This window comes from Lacticaseibacillus casei DSM 20011 = JCM 1134 = ATCC 393 (assembly GCF_000829055.1).
Lineage (GTDB): Bacteria > Bacillota > Bacilli > Lactobacillales > Lactobacillaceae > Lacticaseibacillus > Lacticaseibacillus casei.
In genome coordinates, this window is record NZ_AP012544.1 from 2,859,800 (window position 1) to 2,876,044 (window position 16,245).

Sequence of the window (16,245 nt, forward strand, 5' to 3'; positions counted from 1 at the left end):
TCCTATTCCACTGTGACCACAATGGTCTGTTGCGTCTGTTGTCCATTCTGATCAGTTGCCGTGTAAATCAGCGTATAACGACCTGCCTTTTGCGTATTAACCTCACCCTCATAGGAAATTGTTACTGGGCCGTTAGTTGACGTTGCACTCACACCGGCCATGGGATCAAAGTGATCCCCCAGTTTAATGGTCTGATCTTGTAACCCTTTGAAAACTGGCTTTTCAGCAATCACATTAATGACACGATCCTGGGTCGTCACATGGCCCCACTTATCAACATACGAGTACGTAACCGACTTTTGTCCTGGTGTTTTGGTATCGCATGTTGTCACCGTGAAATCACTAGGAGTCGCACTATATGGATCACTAACGGAGACCCCTTTGCGTAAATCCGGCGTTGATCCTTGTTGAACCGTCAACGCATCAAGTCCTGAGAAACTGGCATCTTTGGCATAAACCGTAATGTTAATGGTCTTGGTTGTTTGTCCACCATCATGATCTGACACGCTATAGGTCAGTTGAGACGTCCCTAACTTAGTTGTATCAACGTTGCCTGTAACCTTAACATCCTTCGTCAAATCACCATCTTGCACATCACTTGCCGTGACATTGGCCATGGGATCAAATGAGGTTCCCACTTCGACTGTTTGATCATTCGCACTGATAACTGGCAAATCATTGGCTACCGTGATCACGCGCTTCGCGCTGGTCGTTTGACCGGCACTGTCGGTTACCGAATAGGTCAGGGTGTACGTTCCCTCTTTGCTTAGATCAACATTGCCCGTCACCTTAATGGCCTTAGTAAGATCGCCATCCTCTTTATCCGAAGCCGTAATGCCATTTAGCACATCAAAAGTACCATTATGTGACAGCGAAACCGTTTGATCCTCCGGAACATTTAAAACAGGGGCAGTGTTTTGATCCGGTTGAACAGGATTAACTGGATTTACGGGATTAACCGGGTCAACTGGGTTATCTGGGTTGTCCGGGTTGACTGGTGTAATTGGATTGACAGGTTTGTCTGGGTCAACCGGCTCTATGGGATTAACTGGTGTCGGCGTTTTGCCATCATCGTTAGTTTTACTTTGATCAGTTTGTGACGTGTTTGTTGTGTCATTGGTCAGCGGCTTTACGCTAGCCGTATCATCGCTATTGTCATTTAAAGCCTTTGGTGGTTCAACCGCCGCCGTAGCCGCTGCCAGTGATGCTTTTGCTGCTGGCGTATCTAAGGTTTTCGCAATAGCCGCAATTGGATCACTATCCAAGACACTGTTGGTGGCCGATTTGAAGGCATGATCCTCATTTGAAGTTGAGGTACTACTCTCTCCTAGGGCCTGGTCAATAATATCGTTGACTGTATTCTTGCCCTTCTCCTTCTTAGCTTGGATACCTTTGGATGCTTTAGGCTTCTGCATCTTTTTCTGGTAAGACGAGGTGTGAGCAGCCTGTTGATTACTATGTGCTTGTGTGGCAGCCCAAAGGCCACCAGCTCCTAATAGCGCAACGGCTGTTGCTGTGATGATGATATGACGTTTCTTATTATTCGTTTGTTGATTCTTCATAGGGACTCTTCCCTCCTAATGATTTTCTGAGTGCCAACCAGTTGTGCTGATCTTTGAGTGCTTGTTTCCGATCTGTTTCAGAGAGTTTTGGATTATTTGCGTCCGCTTTAGCCTTCTCATAGGCAGCCTGATAGGTCTTACCAACTTCAAGCACTTTGTCGGCATCTTTATTGTTCATGGATTTCGCAAGCGTCGCTGCTTGATCCAACTTTCCTTCATGAATCAACGCGAGAAAGATCAGCTGTTGCAGCTGTTGACTCTTAATTTCTGAATTGATGGTTAAAGCATTCTCTGGTTGATTCTGGTAAATATAGCTGATAGCCAGTTTTACCTTTCTAACTGCCGTTAGATCTGCATCTTGGCTTACCGAAATGACCGTTGAGAACTTCTTCTGCATATAGGCCAAATCAAAACGGCCATTATTTGATGGGTACTTTTGAACAAACGCAGCTAGCGATTTTTCATCATTATCCTTGACTAACCTAGCTTCAATATCACGATGCTTACTGGGATAGAGCTTGGCGGCTTGAACGTAAGAAGCATTCTGAATGAGTGTTTGATAGCTTGGAACTGGCTTTGGTCTCATCAAGAAGAGCATAAAAATAGCAACGACTAGAATCGTTGCTGCTGCTAGCACAAAGCGCTTTATAATTTGTGCAGATAACCTTATTTTTGGCTGCTTCAATTGTGGAAATTGCCACATTGGTTTCTTTCTTGCCTGCCGCCGTAACGGGACTGGCTTTGATTTTTGCGGTTTTTGCTTTGCAGCAGCTGGCGCTGAGCTTTCCGCTTTACGTACTGCTTCTTCCTCTTTGGAGACAATTGGTTTGAGATGATGAGCCTTTTCTTGACGAGCAACTACTGGCAAGGTTTCTTGGACTGCTTTTGGCTGTTCCTCAATCGTTAGTTCCTGTCTAACTCGGTCGGAAAATGCTTTAAATGCTTCAGGCGATTGATCACTCAAGACGGTTTGGTAGGCATGATCTAGAATCAAGAGAAGGTTATGCAGCCAGCCTTGTCCTGTGCCAATTGAAAGATTATCTTCATACTCAATGCCGTCCTGACCAATAATTTTGAAGTTCACATCTTCCTTGAAGTGATGTTGAATCGCATAATCGTCAGCCGCACTAATCATCTTTTCGGCTTCGGATAAAGACAGTTGTCTCTTTTTCTTTAGAAATTGACGCAACTTTCTTGAACATTCAAATTTAGCGTACACGGCCTTCTCCTTTCTTTTAGAGTGAGGCTTATTCAGACCGAATTAACCTGCCAAGCCTTGTAACCAAGCAACTGCGGCAGAAGCGAAAATAACTACAATCAGCCCAATAGCAACATTGGTCATACCATCACGCGCCTCGCGGATTTTCTGTTGATCCTTGGTCATGTGAGCAATACCCATTAAGCCAAACTTGACTGCCGCATAGCCGCCGGCAATGGCAATAATAAAACCTAAAATAGCGCTCAATAAAGCGATGACTTTTCCTTGCATATTAATGTCCTTCTTTCATATTGAGATTCTTGAGTGCCTGTAGAATCAGTTTTCGATGGCTCTCAATCTCATCAGTCATTCTTTGGTAAAGCCAGTCTTCATATGCGAGATTTTGTTGTTTCAAAATCTCCGTTAGCATTTGTTTCTGATTGTTCATTTGTGCCTTACTAATTGCCATAACGACATCTCCTTATTTTTAATGCGACTCAACAAATCGCTGAAAACCGTTTTGCGGGCGAACATAAGCCACGATCACGCGCTCTTTGCTTGGTAACACCCGCACGATCTCACCAATACAAGTTGTATCTGGCAGAATAGGCCAACCAGTCTCGATGCTTAGCACCGCATGACGCAACTTCAACATCAATGCCTTCTCCTTTTGGGGGGGGAATCTGATTTCAAGAAGACCATTGTGCCGCTTAGCTTCCTTGATGTCTTTTGTTTGAAGAACCAAATTGAACATATGATCACCTCTTATATCAAGTTTTTGGGGACGGACTTAATGCGTTCTCCGCTAATCACTAGACTGCCGTCTTTTTTTAATTCAGCTGACACCACCTTTAGAACCAAAACATTTTTCAGCTGGTTAGGCGGCTTAATATTGCCAATCACCACCGTCATACCAGGCTTAATTGGATAATCAGCATGATCCTTAACCCATGAAGCTCGGACTCGATAAGAAAGAGCATCATGATCTTTCGAAATCAACTTCAAATTGCGATCATGTAACCAAATACCTACAGGTTCAGCCATGTTCAGTCTCCTTTCTTTAACGCAAAAAACACCTGCAATTAGCTGGCATTTGGCGTTCATTATTTTGGCATTAGCCAAGGCCGCTTCGTGGAATCGAACCACGTTTCCCAGTAGCGGCATTTGTTGTCCAGTGACACACCATTAAATTGCGTAGCAGAGCACAACTTTGGTAAAATGGAGGTACGTTAATACCTAATAAAAAGCGCGCCCTAGGGCGCGCTTTTTGCTTGTTGAAGATGCTTTTCAAGAGCTTCCTGTCGTTCCTCTTCACGAGAACACAATCCGCTAATCCGAATAGTTGCAAGCTCACACAAAAAGATAAAGCCTAGTAATATCCAGAAACTGCATTTGAGAATCAGCCACAACACCTTAATCTCTCCTCACTTTTCAATTTTTGAATTGTAGGACGGTAAAAAGCCTGAATCATAAAGTCTTTTCTCAGTAGCAATCAACCGGCGCACCAATGTTGAGGGGCGTTCCTTAGTAACCTGACAAAGTGCTTTAAGCTGCTGCTTCTCTTCTGGCGTTAAGGTGATTTGGTAACGTTGATTATTTTTGTTGACGGTCATTTTTCCTCCATTCAAAAAGTGCCATCACTTTTCTTGTGTGAACCAAGAAAGTGATGGCACTTTTTTGCTGTTAATTAGTGCATTTTATAGTCGAGCAAAAGGCTTATCAGTAGCAATAAGCTACAAATAAATGATGCAGCTTGCAGTGAAATTGAATCCTTCATAATCAGCATTCCCACAATGATCAGAATAATTTGGATCACCGCAACAATGATCATAAAAGTTCGATTGTACCGCCCCAATCGCGTGGTGACTTTCTGCTTACGGGTTAACCAAATGATGATCAATACTAAAACAATCGTTAGTAAATTCCAAACTGTTGTAAGCATTGTGCACGCCTCCTTTTGATCATATTAAAGCCATTTGTGCCTTTACAGCAACGAAAAAGTCCCGACTGCATTAGGTAACAGTCAGGACTCTGTGGAGATGGTAAACGTTTGACACCCACATCCGGCTAAAAGTAACCCTGACACTAAAATGATTCCACCCGTTTTTACCATCATTTTCATTTGTTTCAGCCTCCTATTTGGCCTCTTCTTATGCGTGGTTATAGCAAATTGCTATCAATGACAAGGACTCTTGGCGCTACTTCCTGTTGTAAGGTTTGCTTTTCTTTTTCAATTAAAGCATCACGAAAGTCTGCTAAGTCATGCGCTTCAAGCGTTATATCGGCTGCACGCGTCAGAGAAACTTCATGAGGATTTAATTCATCAAAAGCGTTGTCAATTTCCCCTTTGTAAATTACAATGGCTTCTTCTGGGCTATTAGCTGAAATCAATGCATAATAATCATGATCTTCAGTTCTAAACTCATAGAATCGCATGATGATTGCCTCCTATTCGCCATTCCTTAACTGGATGTTGTTGGCGATACGCCCATTCCTGCTCTGGTAATTCCGGTTTAAGCTCCTCAGTTTCTCCTGGTCTTAAAGCCGTCATGTAATACCCATGATCAACAAAAGTATAACGCACGCCCTTTTCCAAATGTGGTAGAGTCTTCCCCACACCATTAACAAAAGGGACTTTTGTCTGTTTAAGCACACAAACTCACCGCCTTCACACTTGATCCTAATACCCCATGTCGTACGACGATTCGTTGATCGGTCTTGCTTTCTGCTAAGATCTCAATCCATTCACGTTGTCGTACCGGATCGTGGTCATATAACCGTCGCGCCCGATCATAAGTTGCGTAATCAATACTCGTCAGCCGATGTTGTTGCATAAACACAAGTAACTGGTCCCTAGATTGCATAATTAAAGTTACCACCCAGAAAATGTGAAAAAAGACCTGTCCGTTCTTGCTAAAATGGTGTTTGCATAACATACCATCTAGAGAGAAGGACAGGTCCCATGGCCATTATAACCTTAATTGAACGATCTCAGATAGAACTGATGCAACACCACACGATTCAATACATCGCCGCGACCTTAGGCCGCTCTCGTATTTCTATTAGGCATGAGCTTCACCGTTGCCCTGAAGGTGATTACTGCGCCATTATAGCTCAGGATCATGCCGATACTTGTCGGCATCGTTGTGGTCGGCACTCGATTTTAACGCCTAAGTTGAAGCGGATGGTAACTGAGAAGCTAAACCTGGGTTGGTCCCCTGAAATGGTCGGTTATGCCGTTCACTGTGCGCCACACACGATTTACCACTGGATTTATCAAAGACAAGTCGATTTTCAGCCAAGCCAACTCTTTGATCACGGTAAACGTCATAAAAGAAGACAAGACCTTCGGTCGCGCTATAACCAAGCAGTAGGCACCTCAATTGAGATTCGCAGTGAGTCAGCTAATCGGCGAACCGAAAAAGGACATTTAGAGATGGATACAGTTCGCGGTGGTCGCGGGTCAAAGGCTGCTGTTTTGACCATTGTCGATCGGGTGACACGTTTAATGGCGACAACTAAGCTTGAAAACTTATCACAAAATGCTGTTCTCAAGGGATTTGCAAGACTGATGGTGGACTTTCCGGGTCCGGTTCGATCAGTGATGGTTGATCACGGTAAAGAGTTTTCCTGCGATCAGGCGCTTACAAAGCGCTATCGGATACCGGTTTACTTTTGCCACGCCTATCACCCGAATGAACGGGGCACAAATGAACGGTTCAATCGAGAACTTCGCTACTATTTCCCGAAGGGAACACACTTTGATCAGGTTTCAGAGACCGATATTCAACAAGCCACAGCGCTTATCAATAACAAACCTAGAAAATGTCTCCGTTGGCAAACCCCAGTTCAAGCAGTGAGCAAGCCTCTTTCTAGGTGGTAACTTTATTATTGCAATCTAGGCAATGACAACAATCGCAACACAGTATGAAGTGGCGATCAAGGATATGCTCTTTTGGTTTATTATTTTGCTGGCCATTAATTTCATCAGCGAAGCTTTGTCTTTAGCTGTTTTCAGATCAATCACAGCGGCATCTTATGGCCCTCAGAGATTCATTTTTGCGATTGCCACGACGAGCATTTCGATGATGCTGGAAGTTTTAATGATTTTCGGACTTAAGTTGGTGTTTTTCCGGAGCCAAATGTATCTGGAATCGTTAAAACTTCCGGTACTGCTGGCTTTAACGTCAATTCCGCTTGTCTCGATAGGCGTTCTATTCAGCTTTTTAATGGCGAACATCAATACTTCCGTTCATTCACCTTATTTTGTATTAATGATTGCAGTAGGCGTTTTGTACATGAACCTTTGTGGTCTATATTTATACGGAAGTTTGACGAAACACTTACGACAAATCAATCAGATTACATTACAAAACAAGTAGCTTTCTTTTGAAAGAAAATATCTCACTGAATTGAAAAAGTCACAAGATCAGCTTGCGGCAATGCGTCATGATTTGAAAAATCAATATATCGTATTGCTTGGGCTATTGGAGAAGAAGCGTGTTGGAGACGCAAAAAGATATCTTTCAAAGTCTACAGATAGGCTGAATATGCAACAAAAGTTTTATACACGCGATGTTGTTCTAAATTATTTATTAAACGACAAGCGAGACCTTGCTGACAAGGCGGGGATTAGGTTTGACATCAAGGTGTTGCTTGCCGAACAAATAAATGTCGATAACGATGTTTTGGCTATTTTGATTGGCAATCTGCTTGATAATGCTCTTGAGGCGTCTAGGAGATTAGGAGACAGCCGTTCTGCAAAAATCTCACTGGTTATTAAGCAGTTTGACAATAAATTGCTAACGTAAATTGCAAGAACAAGTTAGCCAGTCGTTGAGGACAATCCCAGAACAGGCCGTTATCAAATAGAAGTTGTGGCGCTAGAGAGACTACTGGGCCATGCGGCGAACGCGCCGAGCTTCGGCCTCAAAGTTTTGCTGGGGTGTGCAGTAGCCCTGTTGTTTGCGAGGCAACTGATTCAAGCGGTCTTGCGTGGCCTGCACTTGACTAGGGCTAATGTCATCTAGGGACATGCCCTTAGGGAAGTCCTGGCGAATCATCCGGTTATGTGCCTCGTTGGTGCCACGGTCGCAGGACGTGTAAGGATGGGCGTAGAAGATCTCAGTTTCCGTCCCAGCAAAAGCAGTATTTAAGGCGGTGAACTCGGGTCCGTTGTCGGCTGTGATGGTCTTGATGCAAGCTCCCCATTCGCGCTTGATTCCACGCAATGCATAGCTCACAGAGTCTGCATCTCGTCCTTCGATCAAGCGGAGAAGTTGGCAACGGGTCTTGCGCTCAATCAGAGTCAAGATGACGCTCTCCTTGCCATTGCGTTTACCGACAATGGTATCCATCTCCCAGTGACCGAACTGCCTGCGTCGTTCAACGACCTTAGGCCGTTCCTCGATACTGCGGCCAGCCAGGCGCTTAGCCTTGGTGTGGTGCTGGTGAGAGGTCTTCCGCTTAGTCTTCTCCAACAGGTCGATATTTCGAATCTCTAGGCGTTGGTCGTCAATGTACTGGTACAAAGTCGAGGCACAAACAAGCTCTTCAGGAGTAAACAGCTTGTGTCGCTTGGCATAGCCGATTGAAGCATCCGGCGACCATTTGTCCTGCTTAGCTCGCTGTACGTACCAGGCTAAGAAGACCTGTACGCTGGCGAACTTGTCAGGACGATGGCAGCTCAAGCGTGCAGTCTCGTAACGTGCCTGAGCAGCCTCTGGCAGGTATTGTCGATGGTAGACGCGCTTGCCATTACTCTTCTTGACCTGATCTACTGTACCTCGCTTGATTTCATTATTAATGGTCTGCGGGCAGACGCCAATTTCAGCAGCAATCCAACGATTGGACTTCCCAGCTTGGCGGAATCCGGCCACTTTTCCGCGCTCGAGTGATGTTAAGTGCTGACCTTTTTGGCGGTGTGTGCTATCCTGTTTCTGCATCAAGACAATATCCTCTTCCATTGTTTGTGTAGGAACTTCAATGATACAGGATATCTGTTCTTGATGTTTTTTATTGTCCAAAAAATTTTGAGACAGTGGCTAACTTGATTCTAAAATGCGCGTACGACAAAGAATTCAAACAAAACATTATCAACCTATATAAGCAAGGCGAATCAGCTGCCCAAATGGCCAGAGAATATGGCATTGGCTATTCAACAGTTCATAAGTGGATCCAGGGCCAGGCCAAAACTCAATCCGGTAAATCGCCAGACGAAATCAAAGCGATGGAAAAGCGACTGGCTTCGCTGTCTGAGGAGAACGAAATCCTAAAAAAAGCCCTAGGCTTTCTTGCGCAGAAGTAACCAATATCTTTGATTACATTCACCAAGAAAGCCATCACCACCAGGTAACCAAGATGTGCCGAATCCTCGGTGTTTCCAGAGCTCAGTATTATCGTTATCGATCCCCCAAACCTTCAAAACGCCGGGCCGAAGATGCGGGCTTGAAACAACGGATTCTGCGGATCTTTGCGGAATTTAAGCAGCGATACGGTGTTATGAAGATCCACCATGAATTGAATCTGGAACTTCAACCACTGCAGCTTCGGTGCAGTCCACGACGGATTTCCCGGCTCATGAAGGAACTGGATATCCACTCCGTTACCGTCAATAAGTGGAAAGCGGCTTCGGCTTCCAAAACCAAGGTTGAACAGCGTCCCAACTTGCTTAAGCAGGATTTCTCGACCACTGGTTTAAATCAAAAATGGACCGCTGATATGACCTATATTCAAACGAAGCGTAATGGCTAGTGTTACTTATCAACCATCATGGACCTGCACTCACGACGGATTATCGGCTATTCGTTCTCAAAAAAGATGGATACTGATTTAGTCTTAAAGACCCTTGAAAGCGCGGTTAAAAATCGAACCATTACTGGGGACCTGATTATCCATACGGATTTAGGATCACAGTATACCAGCGATGATTACAATCAACGTTTAACTGAGCTACATATCCGCCACTCATACAGCCGTAAGGGTTGTCCGTATGATAATGCGCCAATGGAATCCTTTCACGCTTCCCTCAAAAAGGAATGTGTTTATCCAGTGCCGGTCTTTGAAGATTATGAAACTGCCGCTGCCGTCCTTTTTGAATATGTGCATGCTTTTTACAATAGGAAGAGAATTCATAGTTCACTGGGCTACCAGACCCCCTTACAAGTTGAAATTGCAACACTTACGAGCCAAATGGCCGCCTGATTTAATGCTTTCCAGGGTTCAAATAAGTTATTAATCGCGATTAATGATTTATTTGAGCTGTGGAAGGTAAACGCGGTTCTGAATGTCTCTTAAAATCTGTCTCAAATATTGACTTCAATCCACGTTGACCATCGATCCAAATATAATCAATCTTTGGGGCGATCAATTGAACAGCGTCCCATGATGATTAATCAACGTAAGCGCATCGGCGATTTTGAACTAGATACAGTCGTTGGTCCTCGTGGGCATAGTAAGGAAGTTTTATTAACTTTAATCGATCGCAAATCACGGTTCCCTTGGGCATACCGGTTAAAAGATCGGACGACAGCGACTGTTAATGAAGCACTAACTAAGTTCCTAACCACTTTTAATGGTCCGGTGCACAGCTTTACTGTGGACCGTGGCACTGAGTTTAGTGGGCTAGTATCACTTGAATCACAATATGGTATTAAGACCTATTATTGCCATGCTTATACTCCAGCTGAACGTGGTAGTAATGAACGCTTTAATCGGAATTTACGTTATTTTTATCCTAAAGGGACTCGTTTTGAGCACATTAGTGCTCAAGATTTAACGACGACGTTACTCCAAATTAACCAGCGACCGCTTAAAATACTCGACTGGCAAACACCGTATCAGGTTATGCTGATAAATTTGTCCAAAAATTCGGATTAAATTTGCAATCTACCCTACGAACAACTCGTAGTCCATCAGTTTAATTTTTTTTAGTTGTTGTGCGCCGGCGGATCACGTGAATAATCAACGTCACAATAATCGCTCCCACTACCAGCAACCCAAACAAGGTGGCTGGAATCTCAATATCAATCGCTGGAATTGAAATAAAGAGCTTCACAGCAATCAAGGCAATTAAGATGTAGGCCATTGGTTCCAACTCCGGAATCTTCTGCATGAGGCGCATAATAACTTCGGCGACTCCCCGCATGGCCAGAATCCCAATCAGTCCCCCGATTAGCACAATGACTGGATTAGACGAAATAGCTAACGCTGCTAAGACTGAATCCACCGAGAAAATAATATCCATCATTTCAATTTGAAGCACGACGGCCCAAAACAAGGGCAACCATCGATGTTTCTTTTCTGAAGCTAACTTACGGGTATGCTTGACTCGCGTCCGGGTAAAGAATTGAAAGACCAAGTACAATAGGTATAATGCACCAATGACTTTAATTTCCCAGAAATGAATCAAATACGTTCCCAATCCAATGATAACAAACCGGAAAAAGTAAGCCCCCCAAATACCATAAAACAATGACTTTTCCTGCTGTTCACGAGTAGGTAGTGACTGCGTTTGCGCGGCTAGAACCACGGCATTATCAACTGACAAAAGGCACTCAATTAAGACCAATGAAAAGATAATCAGCCAATCGTCGCCTGAGGTAATCACGGTTTCCCAATTATGGAGATCAAAGAACGGTCCGTACAATTGACCCAAAAAGTGTAACAATGCTTGCTTCAGCTCCTTCAGATATTAATTTTTGCTGGATTTAATGTACCATATTCCCCATTAACTTGCGATTGATTCTACTAATTTTCCGTAAGTCAGACGTGAGGCGACTGGTAACATTTCACACCATTTTTCTCAAGTTATTAAAAAAGTTACCAAAACGCTACGCTTCTGTTACCTGTTCGCAACTAAGCCGCGTTACCATGAGGACATTAAAAAGAGGGAAAGGGATTTTATGGGTCTACACTTTCTGGTGTTGAGAAATAATCAACACTGAACGTATAGGCCCTTTTTGGATAACGCAAAAAGACACCTACTCAGTGTCCATGCTATGCTTGTTAGCGTCGAAACCAAAAGCAAGCGAGGTTATGAGTAAATGTCCCAATACGATCCTACACTGTCCGCCCTTGGAATACCAGACCATAATATCAAAGTAGCCTTTGTTCGTCATGAATATCGCGGCAACGGGGTACGTCGCCGCCAGTATCATGTGATTGATGCCGAGCTGACTTACCGGTTAACCCGGTGCCCACTGTGTGGCTTTGAGGCCTTGCACCCTAACGGGTTTTACACGGCCCACGTGCGCGTCCTCAACGGGGTTGAAATGCCGACAGTCATTGACTTGCACAAGCAACGATGGCGCTGTCATAACTGTTACCACACAGTCAGTGCCAAGACGCCACTCGTGCAACCCAACCACACGATCGCCGCTCACATGACAGAACGAATCATGAAGTTAGCGCATGAACGGTTGCCAGTCAAAACCATCGCCCGTATTATCGGAATCTCAGCCTCCTCGGTTCAACGGATCATTGACCAAAATCTCAAACTCCGACCGGCTCGCCGGCTACCCACGCGACTCTGCTTTGATGAGTTCCGTTCCACTCATGGCATGATGTCGTTTATCTGTCTTGATGCCGATTCACATCGTCTGATTGCCTTGCTTGGTGACCGATTCAACCGCACGATTAAAAACTTCTTCATCGCTCATTATTCACTCGCTGAACGCACTCGGGTCCAGACGGTCACCATGGACATGAATGCAGCTTATCAGACGATTATTCATGAGGTTTTCCCCAAGGCCCAAGTCGTCATTGATCGGTTCCATATCATTCAACTTGCGGCTCGTGCCCTTGATCAGGTACGCGTCCAAGCGCTCAAACAGCTTGATGACAAGCACAGCCGTCCTTATAAGATCATGAAGACAAACTGGCGGCTTTTTCATCAAACTGCGCCTGACGCTAAACACAAACAGTTCCTGTTTGGTTTGAATGAAGACGTCACGCAACAGGAGGCCATCGATATCGCACTTGATACTGAGCCCAAGCTCAAGCAAACCTACGAGACCTACTTAGCGCTTCATGATGCTTTGATGGTGAAGAAACATCCCGCGGAACTGGCAAACCTGTTAGCTACTTACGAGCCAAACGGTACGGCAATGGACATGACGATCGCGACGCTTAAGCGACACAAAGTCGCTGTTCTCGCCGCTGTCACCAGCCCTTATTCCAACGGTCCGATCGAAGGGGTTAACCGCCTCATCAAGTCACTCAAACGATCCTGTTTTGGCTTCAAGAATCAGCTGAACTTCTTCAAACGAATCTACCAAATCACGGCATAACATGACAAAGACGGCTCCCCAAATGGAGAACCGCCTCAAATGATAAATTTATTCTTCAACACCAGTTGACGTAGAGCCGAATTTGAAGGACTTATGGTACATCTCCATGCTCCACCAATACATCTTGATGGCAACTATAAAAAATTGACAATATTGTAAGTTAGTTCACTATACATCATCCGGACTGTAATGGGAACTAGCAGTTGATATAGTTCTTCATTTGCGAGCGTTTTGATACAACTCAAATGCCCATTCAGCTCCACGTACAATGTTAGGCTGCCATTAAAAGATAATTGATCATTATCATAAGATAATACTCAAGTCATTCCAGTGGTGAAAATACTATCGACTGATTTTTTGCTATTGAACTTACTTGTTGTAGTAATCGTTGAGCGCTAGAATATATGAACCTGAACCGAAGCCGCCCATTGGAACTGAACCGGCATAGTCTTGGTTAGTGTAATCTAGTAATTCTGGAATTAGGTAATAATTGTTCTGAGCTTGGCTGGTCATCCAGTCAATCAACGTTTTGGATTCTGAACGATCGCCCATTTTAGCCAATGCGCCGGCAATTCGTAAATCAATAAAACCCCATTCACGCGAATCATACAAATCACCGTCTTGATCACGCATAAATCCTGGGGTGCTGCCAGTTTTGATTCGCAGATATTTGTTGTAACTGGCAATCATTCCTTGAGCTAACGATGAATTCGAGGGAACCAAGCCCTGATTGATGGCCTCAACCGTTGAACCATCATTTTCATGTTGACTATCACCTTTGCGTTCTATCGATGAAGCAATAATTTGTTGGCCATCTTCTGTGGTAATCAGGTTCTTCAAAATGCTGGTTTTCAGCTTGGCTGCAGCTTGGCTATACTTTTGATAGGAATCGTTAAAACCAAGTTTTTGCGCCATATCGGCAGCTGATTGTAGACCTGACCAAGCCGTAATGTCAGTGAAAGCAAATTGTTGTCTGGCTGGAGCATTTTTCAAAACAGAATATGGCGTCCAATGTTCTTCCCAAATTGAAGAATCTGGCTGAATTAAACCATTTTGCTTATTGGCCAATTCGATCAGCAAATCAGCATCTTGAGTTGTGATCTTATACCAATTAGTACTTTTAATATTTTCTTGAATGATTGGCTCTTGCTTAGCCTTTTCTTTGGTCAATTCGGCTTGCTTAACCTTAAGCCAGTTGCTAGCAGTTTGCTGCTGAGCATTTGCATTGACTAAAGCCGACTTGGCAGTCTTGACCTGGTCCTTAGCTGTAGTTAGCTGTTGCTGGGCTTGGGCAATCACTTGGTTTTGCTTGTTGAGTTCTTTAGTTAACTCTGCTTGTTTAGCAGTTAACCAAGCCTGAGCTTTTTGTTTGTCCTGGGCAGTTTTTGCGTGTCGTAAAGTTTGTTTGGCAGCTTTAACAATTCCTTGTTTGCGTTTGATCCAACCCTTTGCTGTATTAATCGTTGTTTTGGTCGTCTGCTTAACTTGCTCTTCTTTAGCTTTGGCAGTCTGATAGGTGTTCTTAGCGGTTACAGTGGTCTGTTTAGCTGTCGTCAATCCTTGATTTGCACTATCAACAATTTGTTGTTTGCGGCTAATCCATTGTTGAGCTGTCAGCACCTGTTGATTGTTCAAAAGGAAACTATAGTCATGCGTCTGATTAATATAATCATCTAAAACCCATAGGACTAAGCCCCAACCGTCAAATTCAATGTTCGGACCATTGTCATTATAATCAGAGTCCTCGCTGCCATCACCAAAATAGCGACAGACTGACAAAAGATAGTTTGAACTCAATTTAGTGTTCAGTCCATAAATTGGAGCTGAAGTATTATTACTTTCAATATAATTTTTCTGGAAGTAATTCGTCCCATCGCTGTTTTGCTTCGTCTTAGCATTCAAGAAAAAGTTCAAGGCTTCCTTGGCTTCTTGGTAATGCCCCGAGTCAATTAAGGCTTTAATCGAGTAAGAACCATCGCGAACCCAAGCAATGCTCCATTCGCCTGGAATTAAACTGGCTAGAACCTGACCATAACCTTCGCTCTTTTCTCTAACCTGCGACATTTTCAAGACAGCAGTTGACTGGCGATAAGTCTGAGTTTCTTGCGAGTTTAGTCCTTTAGGCATCCGTTCTTTAGCGTGCCAATTTTGCCACCAATTTTCTTCCTGCTGCAAAATTGCGGCCGGCGATCCCTGCAAAGATGTTTGAGCATTACTATCGACCGTTTGACTTAATTGATTTTCATTACCGTCTTCTCGCAGACCAATTTCAACCCCAAACCATTGACTCTGACCAGCTGAAATTTGAATATTTTTGTTCTCAAACCCATTGACTAGGTCATCACCCTTGCTCTGAATAGAATTATTCAAGTTACTGTTGCTCTGCAAATAGTTGACTGGTGTCTGATTTTGGTTACCAGTTTGATAGAGCTGATTTTGTGAATTCAGGTTCTTATAAATCGCAAAGCTGCCAGTTTGAGCGTTGAATTCTTTAATATAGTTGTTAGACGAATTATAGCTTGTCTCTTCGTCCTTTGTCGCGTAGTCTGTACCAAGATGCAAGTTCTGCTGTGAAAATAATGAAACATTTCGAGTCGGACCATTATTAGTCACCTTGACCAACATATACATGATTGAGGAACTGCCATCATCCGTGCCGGAAAATGGTGTGAAGTAATAGCTGTCAAAAGTAAGCTGATCATGGTGTTGGACCGAATGAATGATATTAGTGCCATTAATATATTCTGCTTGATCAACTGCAAGATTATTCAACCAAACAGTTTTGTTATTGTTAACTTGGTAGCCAAAATAGGCGTCATAAAGATAGTTAGGTGTTGTACTACCATCTTTTTCATGTGAAAAAATGTGGTGTTGGAGACGAATCAGCTTCGCATCTTTTTTTGAATAAATGCCAGCACAAATTCCATTTGAAGTTGTCAATTGATCCCATGAGTTGTGCCCAGTATAACTAGAGTTGGTATCTGCTAATACCTTTCCACCGCCAAATAAAAACGTAAGACAAAAACTCGTCAAAAATACTTTAAACATAAATTTTACGCTGCGCAAATTCATGTTTTCCCCCCCCTTATTTAAAATATTAGGATTAATGACAATGTTTGTGTGAAAATGAAAAAAAAGTGGTACCATTCTTCTACTAAAGCTATAGCATATTGATGCCTAGATTGCAATAATAAAG

Annotated in this window: 20 protein-coding genes and 2 pseudogenes; 8 read left to right on the forward strand and 14 right to left on the reverse strand. The window is 43.6% G+C overall.

Going from position 1 to position 16,245, the window contains the following annotated elements; translation table 11 throughout:
• Window positions 1-2: 2 nt before the first annotated feature.
• The 11 genes from LBCZ_RS13785 to LBCZ_RS15280 form a co-directional block, all read right to left on the reverse strand.
• The gene (locus LBCZ_RS13785) at window positions 3-1,562 is read right to left on the reverse strand and encodes a DUF5011 domain-containing protein (protein WP_025013612.1); all 1,560 of its coding nucleotides are present in this window, start codon (window positions 1,560-1,562) and stop codon (window positions 3-5) included.
• Complete coding sequence (locus tag LBCZ_RS13790) at window positions 1,540-2,781, reverse strand: hypothetical protein (RefSeq protein ID WP_025013611.1); 1,242 nt, start codon at window positions 2,779-2,781, stop codon at window positions 1,540-1,542. Before LBCZ_RS13790 ends, LBCZ_RS13785 begins: the two co-directional genes overlap by 23 nt.
• Before the next feature lie 42 nt (window positions 2,782-2,823).
• Window positions 2,824-3,051: a hypothetical protein gene (locus LBCZ_RS13795; RefSeq protein WP_003572360.1), complete on the reverse strand. Its 228-nt coding sequence runs from the start codon at window positions 3,049-3,051 to the stop codon at window positions 2,824-2,826.
• Window position 3,052: 1 nt separating this feature from the next.
• A complete protein-coding gene (locus tag LBCZ_RS16190; protein ID WP_003572358.1) occupies window positions 3,053-3,229 on the reverse strand; it encodes a hypothetical protein in 177 nt (58 codons plus the stop codon).
• A gap of 18 nt (window positions 3,230-3,247) precedes the next feature.
• Window positions 3,248-3,514 (reverse strand): hypothetical protein, encoded by a 267-nt coding sequence (locus tag LBCZ_RS13800; protein WP_025013610.1) that lies wholly within the window; start codon window positions 3,512-3,514, stop codon window positions 3,248-3,250.
• Window positions 3,515-3,525: 11 nt separating this feature from the next.
• Window positions 3,526-3,804 carry a hypothetical protein gene (locus LBCZ_RS13805; RefSeq protein WP_003586951.1) on the reverse strand — a complete coding sequence of 93 codons (279 nt, stop codon included), beginning with the start codon at window positions 3,802-3,804 and terminating at the stop codon, window positions 3,526-3,528.
• A gap of 380 nt (window positions 3,805-4,184) precedes the next feature.
• A complete protein-coding gene (locus tag LBCZ_RS13810; protein WP_003592570.1) occupies window positions 4,185-4,373 on the reverse strand; it encodes a hypothetical protein in 189 nt (62 codons plus the stop codon).
• 74 nt (window positions 4,374-4,447) lie between these two features.
• Window positions 4,448-4,702, reverse strand: a complete 255-nt coding sequence (locus LBCZ_RS13815; RefSeq protein WP_016388575.1) for a hypothetical protein — start codon at window positions 4,700-4,702, stop codon at window positions 4,448-4,450.
• Between the two features lie 218 nt (window positions 4,703-4,920).
• Entirely contained in the window at window positions 4,921-5,196 is a 276-nt protein-coding gene (locus LBCZ_RS13820; RefSeq protein WP_014566855.1) for a hypothetical protein, read from the reverse strand.
• On the reverse strand, window positions 5,183-5,413 hold the full coding sequence (locus LBCZ_RS13825) for a hypothetical protein (RefSeq protein WP_016383248.1): 231 nt from the start codon (window positions 5,411-5,413) through the stop codon (window positions 5,183-5,185). Before LBCZ_RS13825 ends, LBCZ_RS13820 begins: the two co-directional genes overlap by 14 nt.
• A complete protein-coding gene (locus tag LBCZ_RS15280; RefSeq protein WP_080769658.1) occupies window positions 5,406-5,624 on the reverse strand; it encodes a hypothetical protein in 219 nt (72 codons plus the stop codon). Before LBCZ_RS15280 ends, LBCZ_RS13825 begins: the two co-directional genes overlap by 8 nt.
• A 98-nt stretch (window positions 5,625-5,722) precedes the next feature.
• Between LBCZ_RS15280 and LBCZ_RS13830 the strand changes: the two genes are divergently transcribed.
• Genes LBCZ_RS13830 through LBCZ_RS16475 form a run of 3 tightly spaced genes read left to right on the forward strand, consistent with a single transcriptional unit; the run spans window position 5,723 to window position 7,571 of the window.
• On the forward strand, window positions 5,723-6,643 hold the full coding sequence (locus tag LBCZ_RS13830) for an IS30 family transposase (RefSeq protein ID WP_144340556.1): 921 nt from the start codon (window positions 5,723-5,725) through the stop codon (window positions 6,641-6,643).
• A gap of 22 nt (window positions 6,644-6,665) precedes the next feature.
• Window positions 6,666-7,142, forward strand: coding sequence for a hypothetical protein (locus LBCZ_RS16470; protein WP_225421733.1), 477 nt, complete (start codon window positions 6,666-6,668; stop codon window positions 7,140-7,142).
• 30 nt (window positions 7,143-7,172) lie between these two features.
• A complete protein-coding gene (locus LBCZ_RS16475) occupies window positions 7,173-7,571 on the forward strand; it encodes a GHKL domain-containing protein (RefSeq protein ID WP_225421732.1) in 399 nt (132 codons plus the stop codon).
• An 81-nt stretch (window positions 7,572-7,652) separates the two neighbouring features.
• Here LBCZ_RS16475 and LBCZ_RS14405 read toward each other — a convergent pair whose 3' ends face one another.
• Complete coding sequence (locus tag LBCZ_RS14405; protein WP_010620018.1) at window positions 7,653-8,705, reverse strand: IS30 family transposase; 1,053 nt, start codon at window positions 8,703-8,705, stop codon at window positions 7,653-7,655.
• A gap of 95 nt (window positions 8,706-8,800) precedes the next feature.
• Between LBCZ_RS14405 and LBCZ_RS16480 the strand changes: the two genes are divergently transcribed.
• From LBCZ_RS16480 to LBCZ_RS13855, 4 genes and pseudogenes are all read left to right on the forward strand, one after another.
• Entirely contained in the window at window positions 8,801-9,067 is a 267-nt protein-coding gene (locus LBCZ_RS16480) for a transposase (RefSeq protein WP_244879992.1), read from the forward strand.
• Between the two features lie 140 nt (window positions 9,068-9,207).
• On the forward strand, window positions 9,208-9,513 hold the full coding sequence (locus LBCZ_RS16485) for an IS3 family transposase (protein ID WP_232900617.1): 306 nt from the start codon (window positions 9,208-9,210) through the stop codon (window positions 9,511-9,513).
• Window positions 9,514-9,525: 12 nt separating this feature from the next.
• Window positions 9,526-9,963 (forward strand): annotated as a pseudogene (locus LBCZ_RS15850) (IS3 family transposase); the annotation flags it as partial.
• Between the two features lie 120 nt (window positions 9,964-10,083).
• Window positions 10,084-10,638 (forward strand): annotated as a pseudogene (locus LBCZ_RS13855) (IS30 family transposase); the annotation flags it as partial.
• A gap of 40 nt (window positions 10,639-10,678) precedes the next feature.
• On the opposite strand, the gene LBCZ_RS13860 reads toward LBCZ_RS13855, so the two are convergent.
• A complete protein-coding gene (locus tag LBCZ_RS13860) occupies window positions 10,679-11,428 on the reverse strand; it encodes a TerC family protein (protein WP_039639792.1) in 750 nt (249 codons plus the stop codon).
• Between the two features lie 376 nt (window positions 11,429-11,804).
• Here LBCZ_RS13860 and LBCZ_RS13865 point away from each other — a divergent pair, with 376 nt between their 5' ends.
• Window positions 11,805-13,049, forward strand: coding sequence for an ISL3 family transposase (locus LBCZ_RS13865; RefSeq protein ID WP_041084700.1), 1,245 nt, complete (start codon window positions 11,805-11,807; stop codon window positions 13,047-13,049).
• Between the two features lie 369 nt (window positions 13,050-13,418).
• Here LBCZ_RS13865 and LBCZ_RS13870 read toward each other — a convergent pair whose 3' ends face one another.
• Window positions 13,419-16,121, reverse strand: coding sequence for a family 15 glucoamylase (locus tag LBCZ_RS13870; RefSeq protein WP_025013993.1), 2,703 nt, complete (start codon window positions 16,119-16,121; stop codon window positions 13,419-13,421).
• Between the last annotated feature and the right edge of the window lie 124 nt (window positions 16,122-16,245).

Coding starts and splice junctions, on each gene's coding strand:
- LBCZ_RS16190 (WP_003572358.1), bottom strand. CDS start 3,229: ATGGCAATTAGTAAGGCACAAATGAACAATCAGAAACAAATGCTAACG.
- LBCZ_RS13815 (WP_016388575.1), bottom strand. CDS start 4,702: ATGCTTACAACAGTTTGGAATTTACTAACGATTGTTTTAGTATTGATC.
- LBCZ_RS13870 (WP_025013993.1), bottom strand. CDS start 16,121: ATGAATTTGCGCAGCGTAAAATTTATGTTTAAAGTATTTTTGACGAGT.
- LBCZ_RS13785 (WP_025013612.1), bottom strand. CDS start 1,562: ATGAAGAATCAACAAACGAATAATAAGAAACGTCATATCATCATCACA.
- LBCZ_RS13810 (WP_003592570.1), bottom strand. CDS start 4,373: ATGACCGTCAACAAAAATAATCAACGTTACCAAATCACCTTAACGCCA.
- LBCZ_RS13805 (WP_003586951.1), bottom strand. CDS start 3,804: ATGGCTGAACCTGTAGGTATTTGGTTACATGATCGCAATTTGAAGTTG.
- LBCZ_RS13800 (WP_025013610.1), bottom strand. CDS start 3,514: ATGTTCAATTTGGTTCTTCAAACAAAAGACATCAAGGAAGCTAAGCGG.
- LBCZ_RS14405 (WP_010620018.1), bottom strand. CDS start 8,705: ATGCAGAAACAGGATAGCACACACCGCCAAAAAGGTCAGCACTTAACA.
- LBCZ_RS13830 (WP_144340556.1), top strand. CDS start 5,723: ATGGCCATTATAACCTTAATTGAACGATCTCAGATAGAACTGATGCAA.
- LBCZ_RS15280 (WP_080769658.1), bottom strand. CDS start 5,624: ATGCAATCTAGGGACCAGTTACTTGTGTTTATGCAACAACATCGGCTG.
- LBCZ_RS16470 (WP_225421733.1), top strand. CDS start 6,666: ATGACAACAATCGCAACACAGTATGAAGTGGCGATCAAGGATATGCTC.
- LBCZ_RS13865 (WP_041084700.1), top strand. CDS start 11,805: ATGTCCCAATACGATCCTACACTGTCCGCCCTTGGAATACCAGACCAT.
- LBCZ_RS13795 (WP_003572360.1), bottom strand. CDS start 3,051: ATGCAAGGAAAAGTCATCGCTTTATTGAGCGCTATTTTAGGTTTTATT.
- LBCZ_RS13820 (WP_014566855.1), bottom strand. CDS start 5,196: ATGCGATTCTATGAGTTTAGAACTGAAGATCATGATTATTATGCATTG.